The sequence below is a fragment of the Mesorhizobium sp. M8A.F.Ca.ET.181.01.1.1 genome (assembly GCF_004792025.1).
Taxonomy (GTDB): domain Bacteria; phylum Pseudomonadota; class Alphaproteobacteria; order Rhizobiales; family Rhizobiaceae; genus Mesorhizobium.
The window spans coordinates 104,391-130,104 of record NZ_SRTV01000006.1 but is presented as its reverse complement, the minus strand read 5'-3'; the positions used below and the strand labels follow the sequence as shown (position 1 = coordinate 130,104).

Sequence of the window (25,714 nt, the reverse complement as noted above, 5' to 3'; positions counted from 1 at the left end):
GATTCAGGTCAGGCTGGCACTAGCTGAACATCAGCACAGCTTGCTTCACCATTTGACGCTGAAGCCCAGATTGCCCTCGAGGATGCGGCGTTTGTCGCCGTCAAGGTTGGTGGTGTAATCGCCGGTGGCGAAGATGCTGACCTTGTCCGTCACCTTGGCGACGATACCGCCGCCGAACTCGAACGAGGTCGACCTGCCCTCGGTCGAGATGTCGGTGGTGTCGAAGCTGACACGGTCGGTGCCGCCGAAATCATGCCAGATATTGGCCTTGAGATAGGGCTGCAGCGCTATGCCGTTGACAGAAGCCTCGCCCTGCAACCGAGCGCCCAGCCGGCCGGTGACGCTGCCGTCGCTATCGAATGAGACCGACGAGAAACGGTCCTTGGTATCGTCGAGCGACAGATGCTGCCAGATCAGTTGCGCCTGTGGTTCCAGCGTCCAGCCCTGCGCCAGCGCCATGGGATAGCCGCCCTCCAGCGAGGCGGTGACACCTGTTCCGCCAATGTCGATGCCAACGTCGCGCGACGACGTCGCGTCGCCGCCGAAGAAGGTGGCCATGAGCACCCCGTCGAGGTACCAGCCGCCCTGGCCGATGCGGGTCCAGTAGCCGCCGACGCTGGTGCCGCTGACATCGAGCCCGCCCACGGACAGATCATTCTGCCCCAGAGCCTGGCCGCGCACGTCACCCTTCATGCTGGCATAGGCGACGAAGAGGCCGGCGCGATCGAAGCCGCCCGAAGCGGTTTCGCGGCCGAAGACGTCGAAGCCCGCCTGCAGGCCGAACAAGGTGCCGTCGAAAGACGACGACACCGTTCCCGACCAGCCCATTTTGGCGTCCTGGCCGTAGATGCGGCCCCAGACAGGCGACAGCTCGGCGTTCGACAACAGACTCTGTTCGCCGCGCCGCTCGTGGAAGGTGCCGAGCGTCGTCATCGCAAGGTGCTCGGCCACCGGCGGCAAGGCCGAATAGGTGGGCACCTCGATGCGGTAGAGCAGGATCGTCTCGCCGGCAGCCGGCGTCGGCAGGTCCGGAACGGCGGTCGGCACCACCGGTGGTGGCGGTGGTGGATCAGCCGGCGGCGCTGGCGGCGGTGGCGGCGGCGCCTCGGGTTCGGGGTCGCTCGCCTGCACCGGCGGTGTCGAATCGACCGGCGGATTGTTGATGTCGCCATCGGTCGGCACCGGCACCGGCGGCAACTCGGACGGCGGCGGCGGCGGCTCGGACGGCGGCGGCTCCGGCTCTGGTTGCTGCGTCGGTTCGAGCGCCGACGGCCCGGCGGCCGGTGTTGCCGGTGTGTTCAGCGTCGAACGCAGATACCAGTTCTCCGCGCTGCCGGCGCTGACGCCGCCCTTGAAGAGATAATATTCGAAGGCGCCGGCGGCGACCGGCGCATCGAGGGCAAAGGCGCTTGCGCTCGACGTGGCGCCGTTGACCGCCTGGACGAGCATGATGCCGTCGGACGTGGTCTGCGCCCCGGCGCCGCCGACATTGACCACAGCGATGCCGGTCGAGCCGGAGGCCGTGCCGCCGGACAGCACCAGCCGGTCGGAAGCGGAGCTGTCGTCGCCAAGCTCGGTCTGGAGGAGGAGCAGCCCGCCCATGCCGACATAATTGCCCGATATGGTCAGGCGATCGGAAGCGCCGGTGCCGCCGTTGGTCAGGTCGATGCGGCCGGCATTGACCACATCGGCCAGTTGGCCCGAGGTGAAGGCCTGGATGGAACTGTTGAAGCCACCGCCGCCATAGAGCGTGCTTGCCTGGTCGACGCTGAGCCTTCCGGTGCCCGTGCCGCTGTCGCCCAGTACGAGATTGCCGTCGAGGATCAACTGGGTATCGTTGGTGGCGTCTATGGTTTCCCAGTTCTGGACCCTGGCGATGCCTTCCAGCTTGACGTTGTCGAAGGTAAGCGCATCGGTGCCGAGGCCGCCATTCAGCGCATCGGCTCCGCCGAGATTGGCGTTGGTGAGATTGCTGAGTTTGGCGGTATCGTTGTCGGCGCCGAGGTCGACCGAGCCATAGATGATGCCGCCGCCGTTCCAGACGAAATTGTCCGCGCCGAAGCTCATCAGCACATCGCCGCCCACCGTGCCGCCTGTGATCGTCACGCTGTCGTTGCCGCCGCTGACGCTGATGTTGCCGCCGATCGTGCCACCGGAGAGAATGATGGTGTCCTGATCGAAGCCGGTGACGAGGTTGCGGTCGATGATGCCGCCCGACATGTTGAAATAGTTCTTGTCGAGCTTCATGTTGACGCGGCCGATGCGGCCGCCGGTCATCACGGCACGGTCGCCATCGTCAAAGAAATCGACGATGCGGCCGCCCGTCATGGTGAAGGTGTCCAGCCCGTCGCCCTGGTTCAGCGAACCGACCTGGCCGCCGCTCATGCTGAAGTCGTCGATGCCGGCGCCCTGCTGGACATTGCCGGCGACCGTGCCGCCGCCGATGGCGAAGAAATCCGTGCCGGCGCCCTGATCGACCGCGCCGGTGATGGTGCCGGACTGCATGTCGATACGGTCCGTGCCGGCGCCGAATGTGACATTGCCGCTCACCTGGCCGGTGCCGCCAGCCGGGAAGGTCAGCGTGTTGTTGCCGCTGGTATCGTTGAGGCTGCCGCTCGAATCGCCACTATCGCAAGTGAAGGTGTCATTTCCCGGAGACGGAACCAGCACGCATGCCGCGAAGGCCGCGGAGCCAGGCAGCAACATAAGCGCTGTAGTTGCAAGTAAGCTAATAAACCCAGGATTGATTCGCCTAGGCCTTCGCCGCGTCAAAGAAATAGCCTCGCCGATGTGCTCCGAACCGCTGTTCGGAGGCTGTATTTCAAAGTGCCGCATCGCGTCCCCTCTCAGATCGCGATTTCAAGCCCCTTACCCGCGCCGCATTGAAGCCACAATTCGTCCAGTTTTACAAAGCCTAATCTGCCTCTCATGGTTGATGAACTGCAAAAATAACTGACATGGCGCAGATGTGCCCGTGAAATGGCATCGCCTTCGCCCATGCTTTAAGATGATGTTGGACCGAGGGGCATCATGCTCATCCGGATCTGACCAAGGACTCTCGCATGCCAATCAAAGACACATTCGGCTTGGCAGTTTCGGGCGCGACGGAAGCCGGATTCGCGCTCTACGGCCAGGCCGTGCGCGAATTGCAGTGTTTCATCGGCGATCCGGTCAACTCCGTCGATCGCGCCATCGCGCAGGACCCCGGTTTCGTCATGGCGCATGTCTTCAAGGGCTATCTCTTCGGCCTTGCCACCGAGCCGGAAGCTACGGCCGTGGCCAGGACCTGCCACGAGGCGGCGCTGCCGCTTGCCGCGACAACGCGCGAACGGGCGCATGTCTCAGCCCTCGGCCACCTCGCCAACGGCCGCTGGCATCAGGCTTCCGGCATCCTTCAGGACATAGCGATCGATTTCCCGCTCGATGCCGTGGCGCTCCAGGTCGGACACCAGGTCGATTTCTTCACCGGCAACGCCCGCATGCTGCGCGACCGCATCGCCCGCGCCCTGCCGTCATGGCAGGCGGACATGCGGGGTTACCACGCCATCCTCGGCATGCAGGCGTTCGGGCTCGAAGAGATGGCTGAGTACGCACAGGCCGAAAGGCTGGGTCGCACAGCGGTCGAGATCGAACCGCGCGACGGCTGGGCGCAACATGCGGTGGCGCATGTGATGGAGATGCAAAGCCGGCAAAGGGACGGAATTGCCTGGATGCGTGCCGATCCCGATGCCTGGACCAAGGAGAGCTTCCTCCAAGTGCACAATTGGTGGCACCTGGCGCTGTTCCACTACGATCTCGGCGAGACCGGCGAGGTGCTGGCGCTCTATGACGGACCGATCTACGGCGCCAGATCGACGCTGGCGCTCAACATGGTCGATGCATCGGCAATCCTGTGGCGGCTTCATCTCGGTGACGTCGATGTCGGCGACCGCTGGGCGGCGCTGGCTGCCAATTGGGTGCCCAGGGCCGCCTCCGGCAATTACGCGTTCAACGACGCCCATGCGATGATGGCCTTTGTCGGCGCCGGGCTCGACGCCCCGGCCCGGACCTTGCTCGAGGCCCAGCGCGAGGCGATGCGGGGCGATGCGGACAATGCCGCTTTCACGCGGGATGTGGGGCACCCCCTGACGCTTGCGATCAAGGCGTTCGGGGAGGGCAATTACGCCGAGACCATCCGATTGATCCGGCCCATCCGGGCGATCGCCCATCGCTTTGGCGGCAGCCACGCGCAGCGCGACGTCATCGATCTCACGCTGATCGAGGCCGCCCTGCGCGCCGGCGACGGCGCGCTCGCCAAGGTGCTGACGATGGAGCGCTCGATGGTACGCCCGGACAGTCCGCTGTCGGCGCTGTTTTCACGACGCGCCGCAGATTTGTCAGAGAATTGACCCGGAGCGGATCTTGCCTTAAAAACTGGCTGAAGCATATTTTTCGGACTCCGAAAAAAATAAGAACGTGGGAGGAAACCATGTATCTCGGCCTCGACCTGGGGACATCGGGCGTCAAGGCGTTGCTGATCGATGCCGGACAGGGCGTCATCGGCTCCGGCCATGGCACGCTTGACGTTTCGCGCCCGCATCCCGGCTGGTCCGAGCAGGATCCGCTGCACTGGATACGCGCCTGCCAAGACGCGATCGCCGAACTGAAGGCGTCGCATCCCGGGCAGTTCGCGGCGGTTAAGGGCATCGGCCTGTCCGGCCAGATGCATGGCGCGACCTTGCTCGACGCGGCCGATCAGGTGCTGCGTCCCTGCATCCTCTGGAATGACACGCGCAGCCATGTAGAGGCGGCCGCGCTCGACGCCGATCCACGCTTCCGCGCGCTCACCGGCAACATCGTCTTTCCTGGCTTCACCGCGCCGAAGCTGGCCTGGGTGAAGAACAACGAGCCCGCTGTCTTCGCCAAGGTGGCAAAGGTGCTTTTGCCCAAGGACTTCCTGCGGCTTTGGCTGACCGGGGAACACATTTCCGAAATGTCTGATGCAGCCGGTACGTCCTGGCTCGATGTCGGCAAGCGCCGCTGGTCGGCGGACCTGCTCGCGGCGACATCGCTCGACGAGAGCCATATGCCGGCGCTGGTCGAGGGCACCGCGAAGGCTGGCGGGCTGCGCGCCGAACTCGCCTCGCAATGGGGTATCGCGGCCGGCATTCCGGTGGCTGGCGGCGCCGGCGACAACGCGGCTTCCGCCTGCGGCATGGGCACGGTCCGCGCCGGCCACGCCTTTGTCTCGCTCGGCACGTCGGGCGTGCTGTTTGCCGCCAACGCCGCCTATCTGCCCAATCCGGCAAGCGCGGTGCATACCTTCTGCCATGCGTTGCCCAACACCTGGCACCAGATGGGCGTCATCCTGTCGGCGAGCGATTCGCTCAACTGGCTGTCGGAGATCACGGGCAGGGGCGCAGGCGAGTTGACGTCGGAACTCGGCGAGACGCTGAAAGCGCCGACCGGCGTGTCCTTCCTGCCCTATCTTTCGGGCGAGCGCACGCCACACAATGATTCCGCCATTCGCGGTTCCTTCACCGGCCTCGCGCATGAATCGGGCCGCGCCGTGCTGACCCAGGCCGTGCTCGAAGGCGTCGCCTTCGCCTTCCGCGACAGCCTCGAAGCGTTGAAGACAGCCGGCACCACCTTGACGCGGGTGACGGCGATCGGCGGCGGCTCGCGCTCGCGCTATTGGCTGAAGGCCATCGCCACCGCGCTGCAGGTGCCGGTCGACATCCCCGCCGACGGCGATTTCGGCGCCGCGTTTGGGGCTGCGCGGCTTGGCCTTATCGCCGCGACAGGGGCGGATCCGCTGGCCGTGTGCACGGCGCCGAAGACAGACGCCACGATCGAACCGGATGCGGCGCTCGGCAACGCCTATGCCGATGCCTATCACCGCTACCGGGCGCTTTACCCGGCGATCAGGGCTGTAACCGCGTGAGTTGGGGCGTGTCCCACCTTCTTTATCAGGGCGCCGGCGCTGCCCCTCACCTGCCTGCCGGCATCCTCTCCCCGCATAGGGACGGGGAGAGGAGCGCTCCCGTCACCGGTTTCGCCAATCACCAGCGTAGTGACGAAGGCGCCAAGGTTGCGGCCAGCCCCCTTCTCCCCGTCACTATACGGGGAGAAGTGCCCGGCAGGGCGATGAGGGGCAGCACCGACTTTGGCGATTGGTATTCTCCACCACGTCTTGACGAGGTGACCTCACTGCGCCGGCACCTTGTCGAGGAAGCCGGTCACGCTTTTCAGGCGACCGTCCTCGATGACGCCGATGTCGGTGCCTTCGATGACGGACGGGACCCCTTCCGGCCCGAGATTCCACGAAAACCGGATCTTGTCGGCAAAGCCGTCCGGAGTGCCCTTCAGCGAGAAGCGGAAGCCGGCAAAGCGCTGCTGCACGCCGTCGATCAGCGCCGCGACGCCTTCATGGCCGTCGCCCTGCATGAGCGGATCGCGATAGCTGATGTCTTCGGTGAAAACAGCCTTGAGCAACGCTGCCCGGCGGCCGGCATCGCTCTCGTTCCAGGCGGTGATGTAGTTTTGGGCGATCGTGTTGAGGTCGGTCATGATCTGTCTCCTTCGTTTGACGGTTTTGACGTGACCGTTTTCGACCAGCACCGGCGTGAAACCAATTACGCCTGAGGTAATCAGGCAAAACTATCTTGGAGAGGAAGAGAACATGAGCAGCGGCTTTTTCGGCGACATCCAGAAGATCAAATATGAGGGACCGGATTCGACCAATCCGCTGGCCTATCGTTTCTACAATCCCGACGAAGTGGTGGCTGGCAAGCGTCTGGAAGACCATCTGCGCTTTGCCGTCGCCTACTGGCATTCCTTCGCCTGGCCGGGCGGCGACCCGTTCGGCGGCCAGACCTTCGACCGTCCCTGGTTCCCCAAGGCCGGCGGCGTCGACACGATGGAACTGGCGAAACTGAAGGCGGATGTGGCCTTCGAGATGTTCTCGCTGCTCGGCGCTCCCTATTTCTGCTTCCATGACGCCGATGTGCGGCCCGAGGGCAAGGATTTCTCCGAAAGTGCGGCCCGGCTGGATGAAATCGCCGATTATTTTGCCGGAAAGATGAAGCAGACCGGCGTCAAGCTTCTCTGGGGCACGGCGAACCTGTTCTCCAACCGCCGCTTCATGTCCGGTGCCGCGACCAATCCCGATCCGGATGTGTTCGCCTATGCGGCTGCGACGGTGAAGAGCTGCATCGACGTCACCAAGCGGCTGAAGGGCGAGAACTACGTGCTGTGGGGCGGGCGCGAGGGTTACGAGACCCTGCTCAACACCGACCTTGCCCGCGAGCAGGAACAGGCCGGCCGCTTCCTGAACCTCGTCGTCGACTACAAGCACAAGATCGGCTTCAAGGGCACGATCCTGATCGAGCCGAAGCCACAGGAGCCGACAAAGCACCAATATGACTACGACGTCGCGACCGTTTACGGCTTCCTCAAGCGCTTCGGCCTGGAAAAGGAGGTCAAGCTCAACATCGAGCAGGGCCACGCCATCCTGGCCGGCCATTCCTTCGAGCACGAACTGGCCCTGGCCAATGCGCTCGGCGTCTTCGGCTCGATCGACATGAACCGCAACGACTACCAGTCGGGCTGGGATACCGACCAGTTCCCCAACAACGTGCCGGAGATGGCGCTCGCCTACTACCAGGTCCTCCAGGCCGGCGGCTTCAAGACCGGCGGCACCAATTTCGACGCCAAGCTGCGCCGCCAGTCGCTCGACCCGCAGGACCTGCTGATCGGCCACATCGGCGGCATGGATTCTTGCGCGCGCGGTCTCAAGGCGGCGGCCCGCATGGTCGAGGACAAGGCATTGTCGGGCCCGCTCGCCGAACGCTACGCCGGCTGGAACAGCGCCGAGGCCAAGGCGATGCTGTCTGGCAAGCGGACGCTGGAAGAGATCGCCGAACGCGTGGTGAAGAAGAAGATCGAGCCGCAGCCGCGTTCCGGCCGCCAGGAACTGCTCGAAAACATCGTCAACCGCTACGTCTGACGCTGCCTGACCGTCGGCAATCCAAGCCGGCGCACTATGCGATTCGAAAGCTTGGCGCGCGGAAACATTTTGCGCGCCATGCTGAAACCGACGACAAGGTTTTGCCCCTTGCCGCCTCTCAATGACCTCGCTCTTGCCTTCAAACTGCCGTCACGAATCTCGTATAGGTATCGCTCGTGGCGGGAGAGGAAGAAGGAGGCGAACCGATATGCAGAACGAACGTGAAATCGACGCCCTGCTCTCACCTGGCGAAGCCGGATCGATCATTGACCGGCTGATGGCAATGCCGCATCCAAAACAGGGCGCACGCAGCACCAATGAATGGGACCGCGCCGTTGCCAGCCGCTTCGAGACCCATCTCGCGCGGCAGATGCGCTCGCAGATCGACGGCGGCAGCGACCGCCGGAATGCTGCCTGACTTCCCAAATCAACCCTGGCCGAATCAACTCCGGCCCGAATCAACCCCGGCCCCAATCAACCCCGGCGAAGCCTGACAGGGGCTTCGCCGAAAGCTCTTGAAAATGCCCTGGAAAAAGCCGCGGCCGACGAGAACCCCGTCCGCCCGGCAATATCCGCCATGGCGATCCGCGTGTCGACCACGAGCCGGCGCGCGGCGCCCAGCCGCAGCCTGAGATAATAGGCGCCTGGCGTCTCGCCGATCGACTTGCGAAAGATGCTTTCCAGGGTCCGCGCCGTCACCCCGGCGCGTTTGGCGACCGCCTCGACGGTCAACGGCTGATCGACATGCGATTCCATCAGCCGGATGGCCTGCGCCAGGCGCGGATCATAGCCGTCGAGCCGGCCGAGCGAGACCAGCGGCTGGGCATCGGTCGCGGCCCGGGCCTGGTCGTAGATGAAGACGCTGGCGACATCGAGCGCCACGGCCATGCCGAGGCGCGTGCGAATGAGATGCAGCATCAGGTCGAAAGTCGGCGACGCGCCGCCCGAGGTGAACACCGGCCCGTCGATGACATAGCGGTCCGGACGGACGTCGACGCCAGGGAAGGCCGAGGAAAAATCCTCCATGTCCTCCCAATGGGTGGTAGCGCTGCGCCCTTCCAGCAAGCCGGCACGCGCCACCAGCCAGGTGCCGGCCTCGACGCCGCCGCACGCGCGGGCCGCTCGCGCCGCCCTGCGCAAACCTGAAAGCAGACCCGACGTCGCGTAATTCTGCGTGCCGAAACCGGCGACGACGACGAGAACGTCGGTCGGCTCCGCCGCGTCGAAACGCCCGCTGACCGCCACCGGCAGGCCGCAGGTGGTGACCGGAGCCTCGCCGGTGACCGAGACCAGCTTGAAATCGAACAGGGTCTCGCCGGAGATGCGGTTGGCGGCGCGCAGCGGGTCGACGGCCGAGGCGACGCACATGATCGACGACCCGGAAAACACCAGGAACGTCACCTTGAGGGTCTCGCGTTCGGCGCGAAAGACAGATTTTTCGCTTTTGATCATATCGCCTTCGTAAAACGCAAAGCAGCTTGGATCAAGGCGAGCGATGCTAGTGGCTGTTTCGAATGGGAGGAGAGTTTCGATGCCGCTCGCGATGAACCGTGAGGTTTTCATTACCTGTGCCGTGACCGGTTCCGGCGGCTCGCAGGACCGCAGCCCGCATGTGCCGCGCTCGCCCAAGCAGATCGCCGACTCGGCCATCGATGCGGCCAAGGCGGGTGCGGCCATCGTCCATTGCCATGTGCGCGACCCCGAAACCGGCAAGCCCAGGCGCGACGTGCATCTCTATCGCGAGGTGACCGAGCGTATCCGCGCGGCTGACGTCGACGTCATCCTGAACCTGACCGCCGGCATGGGCGGCGACATGGTGTTCGGCTCGCCGGAAGCGCCGTTGCCGCTCAACGAAAAAGGCACCGACATGGGCGGCGCCACCAACCGCATGGAACATGTGCGCCAGTGCCTGCCGGAAATCTGCACGCTCGACTGCGGCACCATGAATTTCGCCGAAGCCGACTATGTCATGACCAACACGCCCGGCATGCTGCGCGCCATGGGCGGCATGATGACGGCGCTCGGCGTCAAGCCGGAAATCGAGGCCTTCGACACCGGGCATCTCTGGTTCGCCAAGCAACTGGTCGAGGAAAAGGTGCTCAACCCCGACGCGCTGGTGCAGCTTTGCATGGGTGTGCCGTGGGGGGCGCCCGACGACCTCAACACCTTCATGGCGATGGTCAACAACGTGCCGTCGACCTGGAACTGGTCGGCCTTCGCCATCGGCCGCAACCAAATGGCCTATGCGGCGGCGGCGGTGCTCGCCGGCGGCAATGTCCGCGTCGGCCTGGAAGACAATCTCTGGCTCGACAAGGGCGTGCTGGCGACCAATGCCCAGCTGGTCGAGCGCGCCGCCTCGATCGTCACCAATCTCGGCGCCAGGATTCTTGGCCCGGAAGAAGTGCGCAAGAAGCTCAACCTGACCAAGCGAGCGCCGATAGCGGCATGAGCATGATCCCGAAAGTGGGAACCGGTTTTCTCGGACAAACGGTTCTCGTTTGTCCAGAGATCATGCTCAAACAAGAAGATTAATTCGCAGGGAGGGTCGCTATGGCTACCGTCAAATTCACCGCGATGAAGGATGGCGACAGGCAAGACTACGAGTTCCTGACCGCCCATGAAATCGACTATGCGGCCAGGACCGGCGAGCGGCTGCTCGACGCGCTGGTCCAGCTCGACGAAGGCCTGTCCGGCTACAAGATCACCCGGCTCGGCCATTCGCTGCAGGCGGCGACACGGGCCTGGCGCGACGGCGCCGACACCGACTGGATCGCCTGCGCGCTGCTGCACGACATCGGCGACATCTACGCGCCCTACAATCACGACGAATACGCCGCTTCGATCCTGAAGCCGTTTGTGCGCGAGCAATGCACCTGGGTGGTGGAGAAACACGGCGACTTCCAGCGCCTCTACTATGCCCACCATCTCGGCGGCAACCGCCATGCCCGCGACCGCTTCGCCGGCCACGCCTATTTCGACGATTGCGACCAGTTCTGCGAGCGCTGGGACCAGTCGAGCTTCGACCCCGACTATGAGACGCTGCCGATCGAATTCTTCCGACCCTTCGTGCTCGAAGTCTTCGCCCGCAAGGCCTACGACCCATCCGTCATCCGCGCCGGCGAGCGCGTGCCTCTCATCGATCCCGAAACCGCCAGGACAAGAACCGGAGCCTCTCAATGAGCATCATCAACAAGGCGGCCGCCATTGGCGGCGGTGTCATCGGGGCCGGCTGGGTCGCGCGCCTGCTCTTGAACGGCATCGACGTCTCCATTTTCGATCCCGATCCGGAAGCTTCACGCAAGGTTTCGGAAGTGATGAAGGGCGCGCGCCGCGCCTATAAGCAGATGGTGCCCGGCGGTCTGCCCAAGGAGGGCAAGCTCACCTTCGCCAAGACGATCGCCGAAGCGGTCGCCGATGCCGATTTCATCCAGGAGAGCGTGCCGGAACGGCTCGATCTCAAGCACAGGGTGCTGGCCGAGATCGATGCGCATGCGCCGGCCAACGCCATTGTCGGCTCCTCGACCTCCGGCATCAAGCCGACCGACATGCAGGTGGCGATGAAGAAGCATCCGGAGCGGCTGGTCGTCGGCCATCCGTTCAACCCGGTCTACCTGCTGCCGCTGGTCGAGATCGTCGGCGGCGACCAGACCTTCCCCGAGGCTGTCGAGGTCGCCAAGGAAATCTATGCCTCGATCGGCATGAAGCCGGTCGTGATCCGCAAGGAGATCGAAGCTTTCGTCGGCGACCGCCTGCTCGAAGCCGCCTGGCGCGAGGCGCTGTGGCTGATCAAGGACGGCATCTGCACGGTCGAGGAACTCGACGACATCATGCGTTATGGCTTCGGCCTGCGCTGGGCGCAGATGGGCATGTTCCAGGTCTACCGCGTCGCCGGCGGCGAGGCCGGCATGCGCCACTTCATGGCGCAGTTCGGGCCCTGCCTGAAATGGCCGTGGACCAAGCTGATGGACGTTCCGGAGTTCAACGACGAGCTGGTCGACCTGATCGCCACCCAGTCGGACGACCAGGCGCACGGCCTGTCGATCCGCGAGCTGGAAAAGATCCGCGACGACAATCTGGTCGCGATCATGGATGCGCTGTCGAAGCAGAACAAGGGCAAGGGCTGGGGCGCCGGCGCGCTGCACAAGGATTATACCAAACAGCTCGCCAAGCTGGCGGCGAAGAAGCCCGCGGCTTCAAAGGCGGCGGAAAAGGCCAAGGCCGCCAAGCCGGTGAAGAAAGCCGAAAAGCCGAAGAAAAAGAAGAAGGGCTGAGACCATGGATTTCGGTCTTTCGGAAGAGCAAAAGCTCATTGTCGAGACGACGCGTGCCTTCGTCGAGAACGAGCTTTATCCGCATGAGCGCGAGGTCGAGCGCACCGGCGTGCTGCGCCGCGAGCTGATCGAGGAGATCAAGGCCAAGGCGATCGAGGCCGGGCTCTATGCCGCCAACATGCCGGCCGATGTCGGCGGCGCGGGGCTCGATACGGTGACCTGGCTGCTTTACGAGAAGGAACTCGGCCGGGCCAATTACGCGCTGCACTGGACCTGCGTGGCGCGTCCTTCCAACATTCTGCTCGCCGGCACGCCGGAGCAGCGCGAAAAGTACCTTTTCCCCTGCATCCGCGGCGAGAAATGGGATTGCCTGGCAATGACAGAGCCGGGCGCTGGCTCCGATCTGCGCGGCATGAAGGCATCAGCCGTGCAGGATGGCGACGACTGGGTGCTGAACGGCACCAAGCATTTTATCTCGCACGCCGATCTCGCCGATTTCGCCATCGTCTTCATGGCCTCGGGCGAGGAGGAGTCTGCGCGCGGCAAACGCAAGAAGATCACCGCCTTCTTCGTCGACAAGGGCACCAAGGGTTTCACGGTGCGCGACGGCTATCGCAACGTCTCGCATCGCGGCTACACCAACGCCATTTTGGAGTTCGACGATTGCCGGCTGCCGGCATCCCAGGTTCTGGGCGAGGTTCACAAGGGCTTCGACGTCGCCAATTCCTGGCTCGGCGCCACGCGTCTGCAGGTCGGCGCCACCTGTCTCGGCCGTGCCGAGCGGGCGCTTGGCCATGCCGTCGAATACGCCGCGCAGCGCCAGCAGTTCGGCCAGCAGATCGGCAAGTTCCAGGGCGTGTCGTTCAAGCTCGCCGACATGGCGACGGAACTCAAGGCCGCCGACCTGATGGTCTTCGAAGCCGGCTGGAAGTACGATCAGGGCACCGTCACCGACCAGGACATGGCCATGGCCAAGCTGAAGGCCACCGAAATGCTCGCCTTTGTCGCCGACGAGGCAATCCAGATCCATGGCGGCATGGGGCTGATGGACGACCTGCCACTGGAGCGCATCTGGCGCGATGCCCGTGTCGAGCGCATCTGGGAAGGCACTTCGGAGATTCAGCGACATATTATTTCGCGGGCGCTGCTGCGTCCGTTCGGCGCTTAGAGCATGATCGCGCAAAGCCGGGATTCGGTTTGTCGGGCAAACGAGATCGTTTGTCCTGAGATCTCGCTCAAAACGAAAAGATGACCATGCATAAACTTGAACGTCTCCTGCGCCCGAAATCGATCGCCGTGTTCGGTGGCGTGCAGGCCGCCGCCGTCGTGGCGCAATCGATCAAGATGGGCTTTGCCGGCGATATCTGGCCGGTGCACCCGACCAAGGACGAGGTTGCCGGATGCAAGGCCTACCGCTCGGTCGCGGATCTGCCCGGCGCGCCGGATGCCGCCTTTGTCGGTGTCAACCGGCACCTGACCATCGAGGTGGTCAAGGCGCTGGCCGAGCGCGGGGCCGGCGGCGCCGTCTGCTTTGCCGCCGGATTTCTCGAAACCGAGGCTTATGACGACGACGGCGAACGGCTGCAGGCCGAACTGGTCGCGGCCGCCGGCCAGATGCCGATCATCGGGCCGAACTGCTACGGCCTGATCAACTATGCCGACGGTGCGCTTTTGTGGCCCGACCAACATGGCGGCATCAGGCTGGACGAGGGCGGCAAGGGCGTCGCCATCATCACCCAGTCGTCCAACATCGCCATCAACATGACGATGCAGAAGCGCGGCCTGCCGATCGCCTTCCTGATGACCGCCGGCAACCAGGCGCAGACCGGCCTGTCGGAAATGGCGCTCGGCCTGATCGAGGATGAGCGTGTGACGTCGCTCGGCCTGCATATCGAGGCCTTCGACTCGGTAGCCGGCTTCGAGCGCCTGGCCGCACGGGCGCGCGAGCTCAGGAAACCGATCATCGCCATGAAGGTCGGCCGGTCCGAACAGGCGCGGCAGGCAACCGTTTCGCACACCGCATCGCTGGCCGGCTCGGACGCTGCTTCCGGCGCCTTCCTGAGGCGGCTTGGCATTGCGCGGGTCGATTCCATCCCCGCCTTCATCGAGGCGCTGAAGCTGCTGCACATCACCGGCCCGCTGCCTGGCTACAAGCTCTCGTCGATGAGCTGTTCGGGCGGCGAAGCGTCGGTCATGGCCGACAGTGCCGAAGGGCGCTGGGTCAACTTCCCGGTGCTGACCGACACCCACCGCGCCCATGTCAAATCGACCCTCGGGCCGCTGGTCGCGGTGGCCAACCCGTTGGACTACCACACCTTCATCTGGAACAACGAGCCGGCGATGACGGCCACCTTCACCGCCATGGTGTCGGGCGGCTTCGACTTGAACATGCTGGTGCTCGACTTCCCGCGCCCCGACCGCTGCTCGGTGACCGACTGGTGGGCGACGCTGCGCGCCTTCGAATCGGCGCTGAAGACCAACAAGGCGCATGGCGCCATTGTTTCCTCGCTACCGGAGAACCTGCCCGAGGAATACACCGCCGAGCTGATGGCGCGGGGCATGGTGCCGCTGTTCGGCATTTCCGAGGCGATGGACGCCGCAGGCGCGGCAGCCTTCATCGGCTGGGCATGGGCTGAACCGCAGGCGCAGCCGGTCGACACATCCGCTGCCGGCGCGGCTGGCGGCGACCACGTCACGCCCGACGAGGCCGAAGCCAAGGCGCGGCTGATCAAGGCCGGGCTTCCCGTGCCCAAGGGCGAGCGCGCCGGCAATGCGGTCGAGGCGGTGATTTCGTCCATGGCGCTCGGCTTTCCGGTTGCCCTGAAGGCTCTTGGCGTCACCCACAAATCCGAGGTCGGCGCTGTCCGGCTCAACCTCAAGGATGCCGAGTCGGTCAGCACGGCGGCGCATGACCTGTTGCCGCTCGGCACCGGGCTCTATGTCGAGCGCATGGTGCGCGACGGCGTCGCCGAACTGATCGTCGGCTTCACCAGGGATCCGATGTTCGGCGCCGTCATGACGCTGGGCACCGGTGGCGTGCTGGTCGAACTGCTGCGCGACAGCGTCACGCTGATGCTGCCGGCGACGCGCGACGACATCGAGGCCGCGCTGCGCGGGCTGAAACTGTTCCCGCTGCTCGAAGGCTATCGCGGCCGGCCGAAGGCCGATGTCGCCGCCGCCATAGACGCGATCGCTGGCATCGCCGGTTTCGTGCAGGAGAATGCCGGCGAGATCGAGGAACTCGACATCAATCCGCTGATCGTCTGCACACAGGGCAAGGGCGCCTGGATCGCCGACGCGCTGCTGGTGCTGGGAGAGACCAAGAATGTCTGACGTCATTTCGACTCGCCGCGAAGGCACCATCCTGGAGGTCACGCTCGACCGCCCCAAGGCCAATGCGATCGACCTGAAAACCTCGCGGCTGATGGGCGAGACCTTCAAGGTGTTCCGCGACGACCCGGAACTGCGGGTCGCCATCGTCAAGACCGCCGGCGACAAGTTCTTCTGCGCCGGTTGGGACCTGAAGGCCGCGGCCAGCGGCGACGCGGTCGACGGCGACTATGGCGTCGGCGGTTTTGCCGGGCTGCAGGAGCTGCGTGACCTCAACAAACCGGTCATTGCCTGCGTCAACGGCATGGCGGTCGGCGGCGGCTTCGAGCTGGCGCTGTCCTGCGACCTCATCTACGCCTCGGACCATTCCTCCTTCGCACTGCCCGAAATCCGTGCCGGCACGCTGGCCGACGCGGCGACGATCAAGCTGCCGAAGCGCATCCCTTATCATGTCGCCATGGACCTTCTGCTCACCGGCCGCTGGATGGATGTCGCCGAGGCGCATCGCTGGGGCCTGGTCAACGAGGTGCTGCCCAAGGAAAAGCTCGAGGACCGCGTTTGGGAGATCGCCCGCCTGCTCGCCAGCGGCCCGCCGCTGGTCTTCGCCGCGATTAAGGAGACGGCGCGGGTGGCCGAGGCGCTGACCTTCCAGGATGCGATGAACAAGGTGACGCGCCGGCAGTTGCCGACCGTCGACGCGCTCTATGGGTCGGAGGACGGTATGGAAGGGTTCCGTGCCTTCGCCGAAAAGCGCGAGCCTGTGTGGAAGGGGAAGTGACACTGGAGATGATGGCGCCAGGCACCCCCCTCTGCCCTGCCGGACCCGTTAGGCCAGAGGGCGGCCCCTGGGCGCATTCGTTGCTGTCCGGTCTCCCTTCATGACCGACTACGCAAAACTCATCGATGCCGAGACCTGGGCCTTTATCGAGCGGACCAATTCCTATTATCCGCCCGACACGATCGACTACACGGTCGCGCGGCAGCGCGCGATCTATGACCGGATGTGCCGCGAGTTCTTTGCCGGCTATCCCGAGGGCGTGACGGCCGAAACCACGGTTATCGCCACGCCCGCGCGAGACGTCCCGATCCGCATCTACCGCAACGCGACGCCGGACGATGCGGCGATGGTGGTCTACATCCATGGCGGCGGCTTCATTCTCGGCGGGCTGGACAGCCATGACGATGTCTGTGCCGAACTTTGCGGCCGCACCGGTCATGAAGTGGTTTCGGTCGATTACCGGCTGGCGCCTGAACATCTGCATCCGGCCGCTTTCGATGATGCGATGAGCGCCTTCGAATGGGCGGCCCGTACCTACGATCGCCCGGTCGTGCTGTGCGGCGACAGCGCCGGCGGCAACCTTTGCGCCGCCGTTGCACACGCGACGCGTGGCCATGTGAAAAAGCCGATCGGCCAGGTGCTGATTTATCCCGGTCTCGGCGGCGATCGCTTGCGCGGCTCCTATGTAAGGCACGCCGAAGCGCCGATGCTGACGGTACGCGATCTCGAATTCTACAAGCACATCCGAACCGGGGGCGTGGATCAAACCGGCGACATCACGCTGTCGCCGCTGGCCGATGCCGATTTCGCCAATTTGCCGCCGACCGTGCTGATCACCGCCGAATGCGACCCCTTGTCATCCGACGGCGAGGCTTATCGCGACCGCATCGTCGCGGCCGGCGGGCGCGCCACCTGGTTCGAGGAGCCCGGCCTGGTGCACGGCTATCTCAGGGCCCGGCACAGCGTCGGCCGCGCCCGCGCGAGCTTCACCCGGATCGTCGATGCGGTGGCGACGCTCGGAAAGGGCGGCTGGACCTGGTAGGGCCGGGGGCCATCCCGCTCAGGAGGCCTTGGCCAGGAAACTCTGATAGTCCGATTTCGCCTGCAGCAGGCGCAGCACGTTCTCGCGCGATCCCCGCACATGGGCGCGCGCCAGGGCGCCGGCCTTAGCGGCATCGCCGGCGCAGATCGCCTCGACGATCCGGGCATGCTCGTCGCGGGCGATCTTCCATTCATCGAGCCACAAGAGTTCGGTCCAGACATAATGCTGGCACTTGTCGAGGATGCCGCACAGCATGCCGTGCAGCATCGCGTTGCCGCTGATTTCGGCGATGACACGGTGCAGGTCGATGCCGACTTCCAGTTCCTGGAATTTCTCGCGCGTGGTGCGATCCGGGATGGCGGCCAGCCGTTCGCATTCGGCCAGCATGGCGCGCAGCCGCGCCTTGTCCTTGTCGGTCGCCGCGGTGGCCGCGAGTTCGGTCGCATGGCCGTCGAGCAGTTCGCGGATGTCGAAGGCCTCGCGGAACATGTTGATGTCGAACTCGGTGACGGCATAGCCCTGGCGCGGCCGGCCGGTGACCAGCCCGTCGCGCTCCAGCCGATTGAAGGCTTCGCGCACCGGCGTGCGGCTGACATTGAGTTTCGCCGCGATGTCGCTTTCGGTGACGCGCGAGCCCGGCGGAATCTGGCCGGTCACGATCATCGCCTTGAGCGCGGAATAGACCGAGTCGCGCAGTGTGTTTTTGGTTTCCTTGGCCAAGTTCCGTTCCCAGTTCTCCAGCCGCTTTAGCCGGACATTGCCTCGTTTGTAGTCGCAGTCGGCGCAATTTGCCACGCCTGCGGCATCGTCCCATCGCGTCGAACTGATCGTGCCTGTCGCAGTTGACAACATCGATCTCTCGGCTACATTCTAAATTGTATACAAAATCGCATGCCAAATCAAAAACAAATGGGAACACCGGTCGGAGAACCGAAATGAACAGGATCAGAAACGTTAGCGTTGTGGCGATCGCGGGCCTCGTGGCGGCGTTCGCAGTGCCCGCCGTCGCCGCCGACACGATCACCGTCGCCTCGTGGGGCGGCACCTATCAGGAGGCGCAGACCAAGGCCTTCTTCAAGCCGACCGCCGATGCGCTCGGCATCACCATCAAGGAAGACACCACCAACGGCCTCGACGACGTGCGGCTGCAGGTGACCGGAAATGCAGTGAAGTGGGACATCACCGAGCTCGGCGCCGACGAATGCGCGCGCGGCTCGAAGGAAGGCCTGTTCGAAAAGCTGGATTACGGCATTATCGACAAGAGCGGCATCAACCCGAAATTGGTGCATGACGACTGGGTCGGCATTTCCTACACCTCCGTCGTGTTGATCTACCGGACCGATGTCTTCGGCGACAAGGGCCCGAAGACCTGGGCCGACTTCTGGAACGTGGAAAAATTCCCGGGACGGCGCGCGTTGAGCAGCAGCCAGGCGACGGAGACGCTGAGCGTTGCCGCACTCGCCTCGGGCCTGCCGATCGACAAGGTCTATCCGGTCGATGTCGATAGCGCCTTGAAATCGGTCGACAAGATCCGCGGCCATGTCGATGCCTGGTGGACCTCCGGTGCCCAGGCCATGCAACTGGTGAAGGACGGCGAAGTCGACATGGCGAGCATCTGGAACGGACGCGCCGGCACCCTGAAGAAGGCAGGCGCGCCGGTCAGCTTCTCCTTCGACCAGGGCGTGCTCACCGCCGACTGCATGGTCATCCCCAAGGGCGCCAAGAACAAGGAAGCGGCGATGAAAGCGCTGGCGATGTTCGTCAGCCCGCAATTGCAGGCCAATCTGCCGCTCTATGTCGACAATGGGCCGGTCAACGAGAAGGCCTTCGAGACCGGCAAGATCCCGCCCGAGCGGATCAAGGACATCAATTCGGCGCCCGAAAACGTCAAGAAGCAGGTGCTGCAGGATGCCGAGTTCTGGCGCGACAACCTTGTCGAGGCGACGGAGAAGTTCAACAATCTGATCCAGCAATAGGCCGGAACCCTGACATTGCGGGGCGGCGCGAACGCCGCCCTGCTCCTTCAGCCTTCTGCCCAGGAGAGAAGAACCTTGTCCATTGCACCATCCGCGCTGCCGATCAGCATGCGCCGGATCGAGAAGAGATTTGGCAGCGTGCCGGTGCTGCGCGACCTGAACCTCGATGTCGAGGCCGGCGAGTTCCTGACCCTGCTTGGCCCCTCCGGCTCGGGAAAGACGACGCTGCTGATGATCCTGGCCGGTTTCGTCAGGGCCAATGCCGGGAGCATCAAGGTCGGCGGCGACGAGATCATCACCACGCCGCCGCACAGGCGCAATATCGGCATGGTGTTCCAGAACTATGCGCTGTTTCCGCATATGAACGTCTTCCACAACATCGCCTTCCCGCTGAAACAGCGCGGCGTCGCGGCCGGCGAGACGGCGCAGCGGGTGGAGAAGGCGCTGGAGCTGGTGAAATTGCAGGGACTGGGCGAGCGCCGCGTCGACCAGCTCTCCGGCGGCCAGCGCCAGCGTGTGGCCCTGGCGCGCGCCATCGTCTTCGAGCCGCGCATCGTCTTGATGGACGAACCGCTGTCGGCGCTCGACAAGGGCCTGCGCGAGCACATGCAGATCGAGTTGCGCGCGCTTCATCGCCGTCTTGGCATGACGACGGTCTATGTCACGCACGACCAGCGCGAAGCCATCACCATGTCTGACCGCATCGCCGTGATGAACGGCGGCCGCATTGAACAGCTCGATCGGCCCGAAACGCTTTACGCCGCGCCGAAGACACAGTTCGTGGCCGGCTTCATAGGCGAATCGAACTTCATCCCGGTCGAAAGCCGCAACGGATCGGTCTGGTATGGGGACAGGCGGATCCAGACCGGGGCACCGACACCGCCGGCTGGCCCGCATCTGATGGTGGTGCGACCGGAGAAGCTCAGGCTGGTCACGGCAGCTGACCCGTCGGCCGGCATCAATGTGCTCGAAGCGACGGTCAGCGACATCATTTACCAGGGCGACAGTTTCGTTTGCTACGCCAGCCTGCGCGACGGCCGGCAGCTGACGTTGCGCGACTATTGCCGCAGCGATGTGCTGGCCAGGATGCCGGCGCCCGGCCAGCCGATCATGCTCGGCCTCGACGCGAAGGACACGATCCTGGTGGCGGCCGAGGGATGAGCGCGCAATCCGCCCTGCTGAAGGAGATCGCCGGCCCGGCAGGGCAGGATCTCAACGCGCAGGCGCTGCGCGCCGACGCGCGGCGTGAGTCGCTGCGGCTGCTGGCGCTGCTGGCGCCGAGCCTGTTCCTCGTCTGCGCCATCATCATCGTGCCGATCGGCTGGCTGTTCTGGCTGTCGCTGTTCGACGAGACCGGCGCCTTCAGCGCCGCCAATTATGCGCGTTTCTTCGAACAGGCCTCCTACATCAAGACCTTCATCAGCACCTTCAAGGTCGCCTTCATCGTCACCGGCGCCTGTGTGCTGCTCGGCTATCCCCTGGCCTATATGCTGTCGCAACTGCCGCGCCGGGCCGCGTCGATCTGCCTGATCTTCGTCATCCTGCCGTTCTGGACCTCGGTGCTGGTGCGCACCTATGCCTGGCTGGTGATCCTGCAGCGCAAGGGCCTGATCAACAGCTGGCTGATCGATCTGGGCGTGATCAGCCAACCGCTGTCGCTCGCCAACAATTTCTCCGGCGTGGTCATCGGCATGACGCACATATTGCTGCCATTTCTCGTTTTGCCGCTCTATGCCTCGATGAAGACCATCGACACCGACTGCCTGCGCGCCGGCATGAATCTCGGCGCCGGCCCGGCCGCGACGTTCCGGCAGGTCTTCTTTCCGCTGTCGCTGCCCGGCCTCGCCTCGGGCGTGGTCATCGTCTTCGTGCTGTGCCTCGGCTTCTTCGTCACCCCGGCGCTGATGGGGGGCGGCAAGGTGGTGATGTGGGCGATGCGCATGGAACAGACCACCAGCCTCTATTCCAACTGGGGCGCCGGTGCGGCACTCGGCGTCGTGCTGCTGGTGGTCACGCTGGCGCTGCTCGGCCTGTTCCAGTGGCTGCTCGGCGCGCGCGCCACCGGCGTATGGAGCTCGCGATGAGCGACGGTATCGGCCTGCCGATCTCGCACCGGCAACGCCTGTGGCTCTACGGCTTCGGCGGCCTCGTGCTGTTGTTCCTGATCGCGCCGTCGGTCATCATCGTCATCATGTCGTTTTCGGATTCGACGCTGCTGCAATTCCCGCCGCAGCAATGGTCGCTGCGCTGGTACCAGAGCTATTTCCAGTCGCTGGAATGGCGCGATGCGACCATCGTGTCGGTCAAGGTAGCTATCATGACCGCGCTGGTGGCGACGCCGCTCGGCACCACTGCCGCCTATGCGATCAACCGGGGCACGCTGCGCTTCAACGGCACCATCAACGCGCTGCTCACGGCGTCGCTGATCATCCCGGTGATCCTGGTCGGTATCGGCACCTTCTTCCTCTACGCGCGCATCGGCCTCAACAACACGCTGACCGGCCTCGTTATCGCGCATACGGTGCAGGCGCTGCCGCTGGTGGTGCTGACGGTGCTTTCGGGCCTGCGCTCCTACGACATGAACCAGGAGCGGGTGGCGCGCAGCCTGGGTGCGGGACGCATCGCGGCCTTCTGGCAGGTAACGATGCCGCAGATCCGCTTCTCGATCGTCTCGGGCGCGCTATTTGCCTTCATCACCTCCTTCGACGAAGTTGTCGTCTCGCTGTTCATCTCGGGCGGCGAGACCACCACCCTGACGCGCCGCATGTTCAACGCGCTGCGCGACCAGATCGACCCGACCATCGCTGCCATCTCGACCTGCCTGATCGTGCTGTCGGTGCTGCTTTTGTCGCTGGCACAGATTTTCGGCCGGCGGCATTGATTTCATCGGACCAATTCGCAGAAATGACCTAGGGATATCCAGACAGAATGCGTGATTTCCAGTTTCCCGGCCGCTCGCCGGTTCGTGCCACCGAAGCGATCGCCGCGACATCGCATCCGCTTTCGACGCTTGCGGCCATCGAGATGCTGCGCGTCGGCGGCAATGCGATGGATGCCGCCATCTGCGCCGCCGCCGTGCAGGGCGTGGTCGAGCCGCAATCGACCGGCATCGGCGGCGATTGCTTTGTCCTTTACTGCCCCAGGGGACAGAGCGAGGTGCTGGCCTTCAACGGCTCTGGCCGGGCGCCGGCGGCCGCGACCGTCGACTGGTATCGCGACAAGGGCTTTAGCGAACTTCCCAAACAGGGGCCGCATGCGGTGACCGTGCCGGGCGCCATCGACGCCTGGTGCCGGCTGCTGGAAGACCATGGCAGCAAGAGCCTGGCCGAGGTGCTGGCGCCGGCGATCCACTATGCCGAGAACGGCTATGTCGTGCACGACCGCGTCGCCTTCGACTGGGCCGAACCCGAAACCGACCTTTCCGCCGACGAGCATGCCGCCCGCATCTTCCTGCCGGGTGGCGTGGCGCCCAAGGCCGGCGACGTGCACCGGCAGCCGGAGCTTGCCGCCACCCTGCGCATCATCGCCAAACAGGGCCGCGCCGGTTTCTACGAAGGCGCGATGGCCGACGACATGGTGCGCCGGCTCAAGGAACTGGGCGGGCTGCATTCGCATGAGGATTTTGCCGCGACCCGGGGCGACTATGTGGCGCCGGTGAGCATCAGCTATGGCGGCCACGAGATCCACCAGATGCCGCCGAACAACCAGGGCCTGACGGCGCTGTTGATGCTGAACGTGCTGTCGGGCTTCAAGCTTGGCGAGCTCGATCCCAACGGCGCCGAGCGCCTGCATCTGGAGATCGAGGCCGGGCGGCTGGCCTATCGCGACCGAGACCGTTTCGTCGGCGACCAGGACCGTGTCCAGGTGCCGGTGCGAGAGCTCCTGTCGACCGCCTATGCCGAGCGGCTGCGCGCCCAGATCGACCGCGAGCGCGCCATGACCCACCTGCCGGATGTGCAACTGCCCGGCAGCGACACGGTCTATATCTCGATTGTCGACCGCGACCGCAACGCGGTCTCGTTCATCAACTCGACCTATTATTCCTTCGGCAGCGGCGTGGTCGGCCCGAAGAGCGGCGTGGTCCTGCAGAACCGCGGCTCAAGCTTCCGCCTCGATCCGGCGCACCCCAACGCGATCGCGCCCGGCAAGCGGCCGATGCACACGATCATGCCGGGCATGGCGACAAGGAACGGCCGCGTGGTGATGCCGTTCGGCGTGATGGGCGGCGGCTACCAGCCCTTCGGCCATGTCCACCTTCTGACCAACATGATCGATTTCGGCATGGACCCGCAGCAGGCGCTGGACGCGCCGCGCGTGTTCTACAATGACGGCATGGTGGAGGCGGAGCGCAACGTGCCCACCGAGGCGATCGAAGGCCTGCGCCGGCGCGGCCACGCCATCGCCGAGCCGCACCATCCGCTCGGCGGCGGACAGGCGGTGCTGATCGACTGGGAGAAGGGAACGCTGACCGGGGCGTCGGACCCGCGCAAGGACGGGATGGCGCTGGGATATTGAGGTATGGGTACCGGTAGAGCGTACTGATGGGATTCAGTTCAAGGTTGCTCGCTACTTCTCCAGGCGCTGGCGCTGCCCCTCACCTGCCTGCCGGCATCCTCTCCCCGTATAGTGACGGGGGAGAGGGACGCTCCGCTCCCTCGGCGCTTTTCTGCAACGCTGGCAGTTGGCGAAACCATCGGCGAACAGCCCTTTCCCCCGTCGCTATACGGGGAGAAATGCCCGGCAGGGCAATGAGGGGCGGCGCGAACCTCCGCTGGACTTTCACAAGCTTTGAAACATAGTCGGTGATCATGACCCAAACCCACCCAGACCTCTCCCGCCGCCTCGCCGCCGGAGACGACAACGCCCCCGCCATCCTGGCGCCCGACAGGCCCACGCTGACCCATGGCGGTCTGCGCGCGCTGATCGCCGCCACCGCCACTCAGCTGCACGCCCTCGGCATCGGCCAGGGCGACCGGGTGGCGATCGTGCTGCCGAACGGACCGGAGATGGCGACGGCCTTCATCGCGGTGGCGGCCACAGCCTCGACGGCGCCGCTCAATCCGGCCTACCGGGCCGACGAACTCGATTTCTATCTCACCGACATCGGCGCCAAGGCTATCCTCGTCGCGGAGACCGAGACCGGTCCGGCCGTGACGGTGGCCGAGCGTCTCGGCATCGGCGTGCTGCGGCTCATCGTGCAGCCAGATGCTCCGGCCGGCAGCTTCATCATCGAGGGCAAGGCGGTCGGCCCGCAGGCGGCGCCCGCCATGGCGGGGGACGACGACATCGCGCTGTTGCTGCACACCTCCGGCACGACGTCGCGGCCCAAGCTGGTGCCGCTCAGCCATGCCAATGTCGCGGCCTCCGCCCGCCATATCGGCGCGACGCTCGGCCTGACGGCCAGCGATCGCTGCCTCAACATCATGCCGCTGTTCCACATCCATGGGCTGATCGCGGCGGTGCTGTCGTCGCTCGCCGCCGGCGGCAGCATCTACTGCACGCCGGGCTTCAACGCGCTGCGCTTCTTCCAATGGCTGAGTGACGCGAAACCAAGCTGGTACACGGCCGTGCCGACCATGCACCAGGCGATCCTGGCGCGCGCGGCGCGCAATGAAGGCGTGCTGGCAGCAGCTAAGCCGCGCTTCATCCGCTCGTCCTCGGCATCGCTGCCGGCGCAGGTCATGGCCGAACTCGAAGCGACCTTCGGCTGCCCGGTCATCGAATCCTATGGGATGACCGAGGCCGCGCACCAGATGGCCTCGAACCGGCTGCCGCCGGGCTTGCGCAAACCGGGCAGCGTCGGTGCGGCGGGCGGACCCGAAGTGGCGGTCATGGCGCCGGACGGACGGCTGATGCAGGCCGGCGAAACCGGCGAGATCGTCATTCGCGGACCCAATGTCACGTCAGGCTACGAGAAGAACCCGGACGCCAACGCCACGGCCTTTGCGCATGGCTGGTTCCACACCGGCGACCAGGGCGTGCTCGACGGCGACGGCTATCTCAAGGTTACCGGCCGGCTGAAGGAGATCATCAACCGCGGCGGCGAAAAGATCTCGCCGCTCGAGGTCGACGACGTGCTGATGGACCATCCGGCGGTGGCGCAGGTCGTCACCTTCGCCATGCCGCATGACAAGCTTGGCGAGGAGGTGGCGGCGGCCGTGGTGCTGCGCGAAGGCATGAGCGCCACCGAGGGCGATATCCGCGCCCACGCCGCGACCCGGCTCGCCGATTTCAAGGTGCCGCGCAAGGTGCTGATCCTGGACGAGATCCCCAAGGGCGCCACCGGCAAGCTGCAGCGCATCGGGCTCGCCGCCAAGCTCGGGCTCTGAC

General features: G+C 65.0%; 21 protein-coding genes. 17 read left to right on the top strand and 4 right to left on the bottom strand.

Annotated elements, in window-relative coordinates; translation table 11 throughout:
* Nucleotides 1-45 precede the first annotated feature (45 nt).
* Nucleotides 46-2,835, bottom strand: a complete 2,790-nt coding sequence (locus EN824_RS21635; RefSeq protein ID WP_135932695.1) for an autotransporter outer membrane beta-barrel domain-containing protein — start codon at nucleotides 2,833-2,835, stop codon at nucleotides 46-48.
* A 227-nt stretch (nucleotides 2,836-3,062) separates the two neighbouring features.
* On the opposite strand from EN824_RS21635, the gene EN824_RS21630 reads away from it, so the two are divergent.
* Both EN824_RS21630 and xylB read left to right on the top strand, forming a co-directional pair.
* On the top strand, nucleotides 3,063-4,388 hold the full coding sequence (locus tag EN824_RS21630) for a tetratricopeptide repeat protein (RefSeq protein WP_127279344.1): 1,326 nt from the start codon (nucleotides 3,063-3,065) through the stop codon (nucleotides 4,386-4,388).
* Nucleotides 4,389-4,468: 80 nt separating this feature from the next.
* A complete protein-coding gene (xylB, locus tag EN824_RS21625) occupies nucleotides 4,469-5,923 on the top strand; it encodes a xylulokinase (RefSeq protein ID WP_135917585.1) in 1,455 nt (484 codons plus the stop codon).
* A 263-nt stretch (nucleotides 5,924-6,186) separates the two neighbouring features.
* Here the strand turns inward: xylB and EN824_RS21615 are convergent, their stop codons facing one another.
* A complete protein-coding gene (locus EN824_RS21615) occupies nucleotides 6,187-6,549 on the bottom strand; it encodes a nuclear transport factor 2 family protein (protein ID WP_127279346.1) in 363 nt (120 codons plus the stop codon).
* Between the two features lie 112 nt (nucleotides 6,550-6,661).
* On the opposite strand from EN824_RS21615, the gene xylA reads away from it, so the two are divergent.
* Both xylA and EN824_RS21605 read left to right on the top strand, forming a co-directional pair.
* Nucleotides 6,662-7,987 carry a xylose isomerase gene (gene xylA / locus EN824_RS21610; RefSeq protein WP_127871181.1) on the top strand — a complete coding sequence of 442 codons (1,326 nt, stop codon included), beginning with the start codon at nucleotides 6,662-6,664 and terminating at the stop codon, nucleotides 7,985-7,987.
* Between the two features lie 208 nt (nucleotides 7,988-8,195).
* Entirely contained in the window at nucleotides 8,196-8,405 is a 210-nt protein-coding gene (locus EN824_RS21605) for a hypothetical protein (protein ID WP_127279348.1), read from the top strand.
* Between the two features lie 56 nt (nucleotides 8,406-8,461).
* Here the strand turns inward: EN824_RS21605 and EN824_RS21600 are convergent, their stop codons facing one another.
* On the bottom strand, nucleotides 8,462-9,439 hold the full coding sequence (locus tag EN824_RS21600) for a GlxA family transcriptional regulator (protein WP_135862763.1): 978 nt from the start codon (nucleotides 9,437-9,439) through the stop codon (nucleotides 8,462-8,464).
* Between the two features lie 79 nt (nucleotides 9,440-9,518).
* Here EN824_RS21600 and EN824_RS21595 point away from each other — a divergent pair, with 79 nt between their 5' ends.
* The 7 genes from EN824_RS21595 (at nucleotide 9,519) to EN824_RS21565 (ending at nucleotide 17,408) form a co-directional block, all read left to right on the top strand.
* Nucleotides 9,519-10,436 carry a 3-keto-5-aminohexanoate cleavage protein gene (locus EN824_RS21595; protein ID WP_091586279.1) on the top strand — a complete coding sequence of 306 codons (918 nt, stop codon included), beginning with the start codon at nucleotides 9,519-9,521 and terminating at the stop codon, nucleotides 10,434-10,436.
* 101 nt (nucleotides 10,437-10,537) lie between these two features.
* Complete coding sequence (locus tag EN824_RS21590) at nucleotides 10,538-11,167, top strand: HD domain-containing protein (RefSeq protein WP_127277790.1); 630 nt, start codon at nucleotides 10,538-10,540, stop codon at nucleotides 11,165-11,167.
* The gene (locus tag EN824_RS21585; protein WP_127277789.1) at nucleotides 11,164-12,258 is read left to right on the top strand and encodes a carnitine 3-dehydrogenase; all 1,095 of its coding nucleotides are present in this window, start codon (nucleotides 11,164-11,166) and stop codon (nucleotides 12,256-12,258) included. The genes EN824_RS21590 and EN824_RS21585 overlap by 4 nt, the downstream gene beginning before the upstream one ends.
* Nucleotides 12,259-12,262: 4 nt before the next feature.
* On the top strand, nucleotides 12,263-13,426 hold the full coding sequence (locus tag EN824_RS21580; RefSeq protein ID WP_127277788.1) for an acyl-CoA dehydrogenase: 1,164 nt from the start codon (nucleotides 12,263-12,265) through the stop codon (nucleotides 13,424-13,426).
* An 86-nt stretch (nucleotides 13,427-13,512) separates the two neighbouring features.
* A complete protein-coding gene (locus EN824_RS21575; RefSeq protein WP_127277787.1) occupies nucleotides 13,513-15,591 on the top strand; it encodes an acetate--CoA ligase family protein in 2,079 nt (692 codons plus the stop codon).
* Nucleotides 15,584-16,366, top strand: a complete 783-nt coding sequence (locus tag EN824_RS21570; protein ID WP_127277786.1) for a carnitinyl-CoA dehydratase — start codon at nucleotides 15,584-15,586, stop codon at nucleotides 16,364-16,366. The genes EN824_RS21575 and EN824_RS21570 overlap by 8 nt, the downstream gene beginning before the upstream one ends.
* 100 nt (nucleotides 16,367-16,466) lie before the next feature.
* Nucleotides 16,467-17,408: an alpha/beta hydrolase gene (locus tag EN824_RS21565; RefSeq protein WP_127277785.1), complete on the top strand. Its 942-nt coding sequence runs from the start codon at nucleotides 16,467-16,469 to the stop codon at nucleotides 17,406-17,408.
* 18 nt (nucleotides 17,409-17,426) lie between these two features.
* Here EN824_RS21565 and EN824_RS21560 read toward each other — a convergent pair whose 3' ends face one another.
* Nucleotides 17,427-18,128, bottom strand: coding sequence for a GntR family transcriptional regulator (locus tag EN824_RS21560; protein WP_189343558.1), 702 nt, complete (start codon nucleotides 18,126-18,128; stop codon nucleotides 17,427-17,429).
* 215 nt (nucleotides 18,129-18,343) lie between these two features.
* On the opposite strand from EN824_RS21560, the gene EN824_RS21555 reads away from it, so the two are divergent.
* The 6 genes from EN824_RS21555 to EN824_RS21525 all read left to right on the top strand — a co-directional run bounded on the left by EN824_RS21555 (nucleotide 18,344) and on the right by EN824_RS21525 (nucleotide 25,713).
* Nucleotides 18,344-19,384, top strand: coding sequence for an ABC transporter substrate-binding protein (locus EN824_RS21555; RefSeq protein WP_127277784.1), 1,041 nt, complete (start codon nucleotides 18,344-18,346; stop codon nucleotides 19,382-19,384).
* A gap of 75 nt (nucleotides 19,385-19,459) precedes the next feature.
* Entirely contained in the window at nucleotides 19,460-20,545 is a 1,086-nt protein-coding gene (locus EN824_RS21550; RefSeq protein WP_127277783.1) for an ABC transporter ATP-binding protein, read from the top strand.
* Nucleotides 20,542-21,468, top strand: coding sequence for an ABC transporter permease (locus tag EN824_RS21545; protein ID WP_127277782.1), 927 nt, complete (start codon nucleotides 20,542-20,544; stop codon nucleotides 21,466-21,468). The genes EN824_RS21550 and EN824_RS21545 overlap by 4 nt, the downstream gene beginning before the upstream one ends.
* Entirely contained in the window at nucleotides 21,465-22,265 is an 801-nt protein-coding gene (locus tag EN824_RS21540) for an ABC transporter permease (RefSeq protein WP_127277781.1), read from the top strand. Before EN824_RS21545 ends, EN824_RS21540 begins: the two co-directional genes overlap by 4 nt.
* A 47-nt stretch (nucleotides 22,266-22,312) precedes the next feature.
* The gene (gene ggt, locus EN824_RS21535; RefSeq protein WP_135862769.1) at nucleotides 22,313-23,899 is read left to right on the top strand and encodes a gamma-glutamyltransferase; all 1,587 of its coding nucleotides are present in this window, start codon (nucleotides 22,313-22,315) and stop codon (nucleotides 23,897-23,899) included.
* Nucleotides 23,900-24,192: 293 nt separating this feature from the next.
* Nucleotides 24,193-25,713 (top strand): acyl--CoA ligase, encoded by a 1,521-nt coding sequence (locus EN824_RS21525; protein ID WP_189343559.1) that lies wholly within the window; start codon nucleotides 24,193-24,195, stop codon nucleotides 25,711-25,713.
* Nucleotide 25,714: the final 1 nt, after the last annotated feature.

What these genes read in the sequence shown, in the direction of transcription:
- EN824_RS21635 (WP_135932695.1), bottom strand. Translation starts at nt 2,835, where the DNA reads ATGCGGCACTTTGAAATACAGCCTCCGAACAGCGGTTCGGAGCACATC.
- EN824_RS21630 (WP_127279344.1), top strand. Translation starts at nt 3,063, where the DNA reads ATGCCAATCAAAGACACATTCGGCTTGGCAGTTTCGGGCGCGACGGAA.
- xylB (WP_135917585.1), top strand. Translation starts at nt 4,469, where the DNA reads ATGTATCTCGGCCTCGACCTGGGGACATCGGGCGTCAAGGCGTTGCTG.
- EN824_RS21615 (WP_127279346.1), bottom strand. Translation starts at nt 6,549, where the DNA reads ATGACCGACCTCAACACGATCGCCCAAAACTACATCACCGCCTGGAAC.
- xylA (WP_127871181.1), top strand. Translation starts at nt 6,662, where the DNA reads ATGAGCAGCGGCTTTTTCGGCGACATCCAGAAGATCAAATATGAGGGA.
- EN824_RS21605 (WP_127279348.1), top strand. Translation starts at nt 8,196, where the DNA reads ATGCAGAACGAACGTGAAATCGACGCCCTGCTCTCACCTGGCGAAGCC.
- EN824_RS21600 (WP_135862763.1), bottom strand. Translation starts at nt 9,439, where the DNA reads ATGATCAAAAGCGAAAAATCTGTCTTTCGCGCCGAACGCGAGACCCTC.
- EN824_RS21595 (WP_091586279.1), top strand. Translation starts at nt 9,519, where the DNA reads ATGCCGCTCGCGATGAACCGTGAGGTTTTCATTACCTGTGCCGTGACC.
- EN824_RS21590 (WP_127277790.1), top strand. Translation starts at nt 10,538, where the DNA reads ATGGCTACCGTCAAATTCACCGCGATGAAGGATGGCGACAGGCAAGAC.
- EN824_RS21585 (WP_127277789.1), top strand. Translation starts at nt 11,164, where the DNA reads ATGAGCATCATCAACAAGGCGGCCGCCATTGGCGGCGGTGTCATCGGG.
- EN824_RS21580 (WP_127277788.1), top strand. Translation starts at nt 12,263, where the DNA reads ATGGATTTCGGTCTTTCGGAAGAGCAAAAGCTCATTGTCGAGACGACG.
- EN824_RS21575 (WP_127277787.1), top strand. Translation starts at nt 13,513, where the DNA reads ATGCATAAACTTGAACGTCTCCTGCGCCCGAAATCGATCGCCGTGTTC.
- EN824_RS21570 (WP_127277786.1), top strand. Translation starts at nt 15,584, where the DNA reads ATGTCTGACGTCATTTCGACTCGCCGCGAAGGCACCATCCTGGAGGTC.
- EN824_RS21565 (WP_127277785.1), top strand. Translation starts at nt 16,467, where the DNA reads ATGACCGACTACGCAAAACTCATCGATGCCGAGACCTGGGCCTTTATC.
- EN824_RS21555 (WP_127277784.1), top strand. Translation starts at nt 18,344, where the DNA reads ATGAACAGGATCAGAAACGTTAGCGTTGTGGCGATCGCGGGCCTCGTG.
- EN824_RS21545 (WP_127277782.1), top strand. Translation starts at nt 20,542, where the DNA reads ATGAGCGCGCAATCCGCCCTGCTGAAGGAGATCGCCGGCCCGGCAGGG.
- EN824_RS21540 (WP_127277781.1), top strand. Translation starts at nt 21,465, where the DNA reads ATGAGCGACGGTATCGGCCTGCCGATCTCGCACCGGCAACGCCTGTGG.
- ggt (WP_135862769.1), top strand. Translation starts at nt 22,313, where the DNA reads ATGCGTGATTTCCAGTTTCCCGGCCGCTCGCCGGTTCGTGCCACCGAA.
- EN824_RS21525 (WP_189343559.1), top strand. Translation starts at nt 24,193, where the DNA reads ATGACCCAAACCCACCCAGACCTCTCCCGCCGCCTCGCCGCCGGAGAC.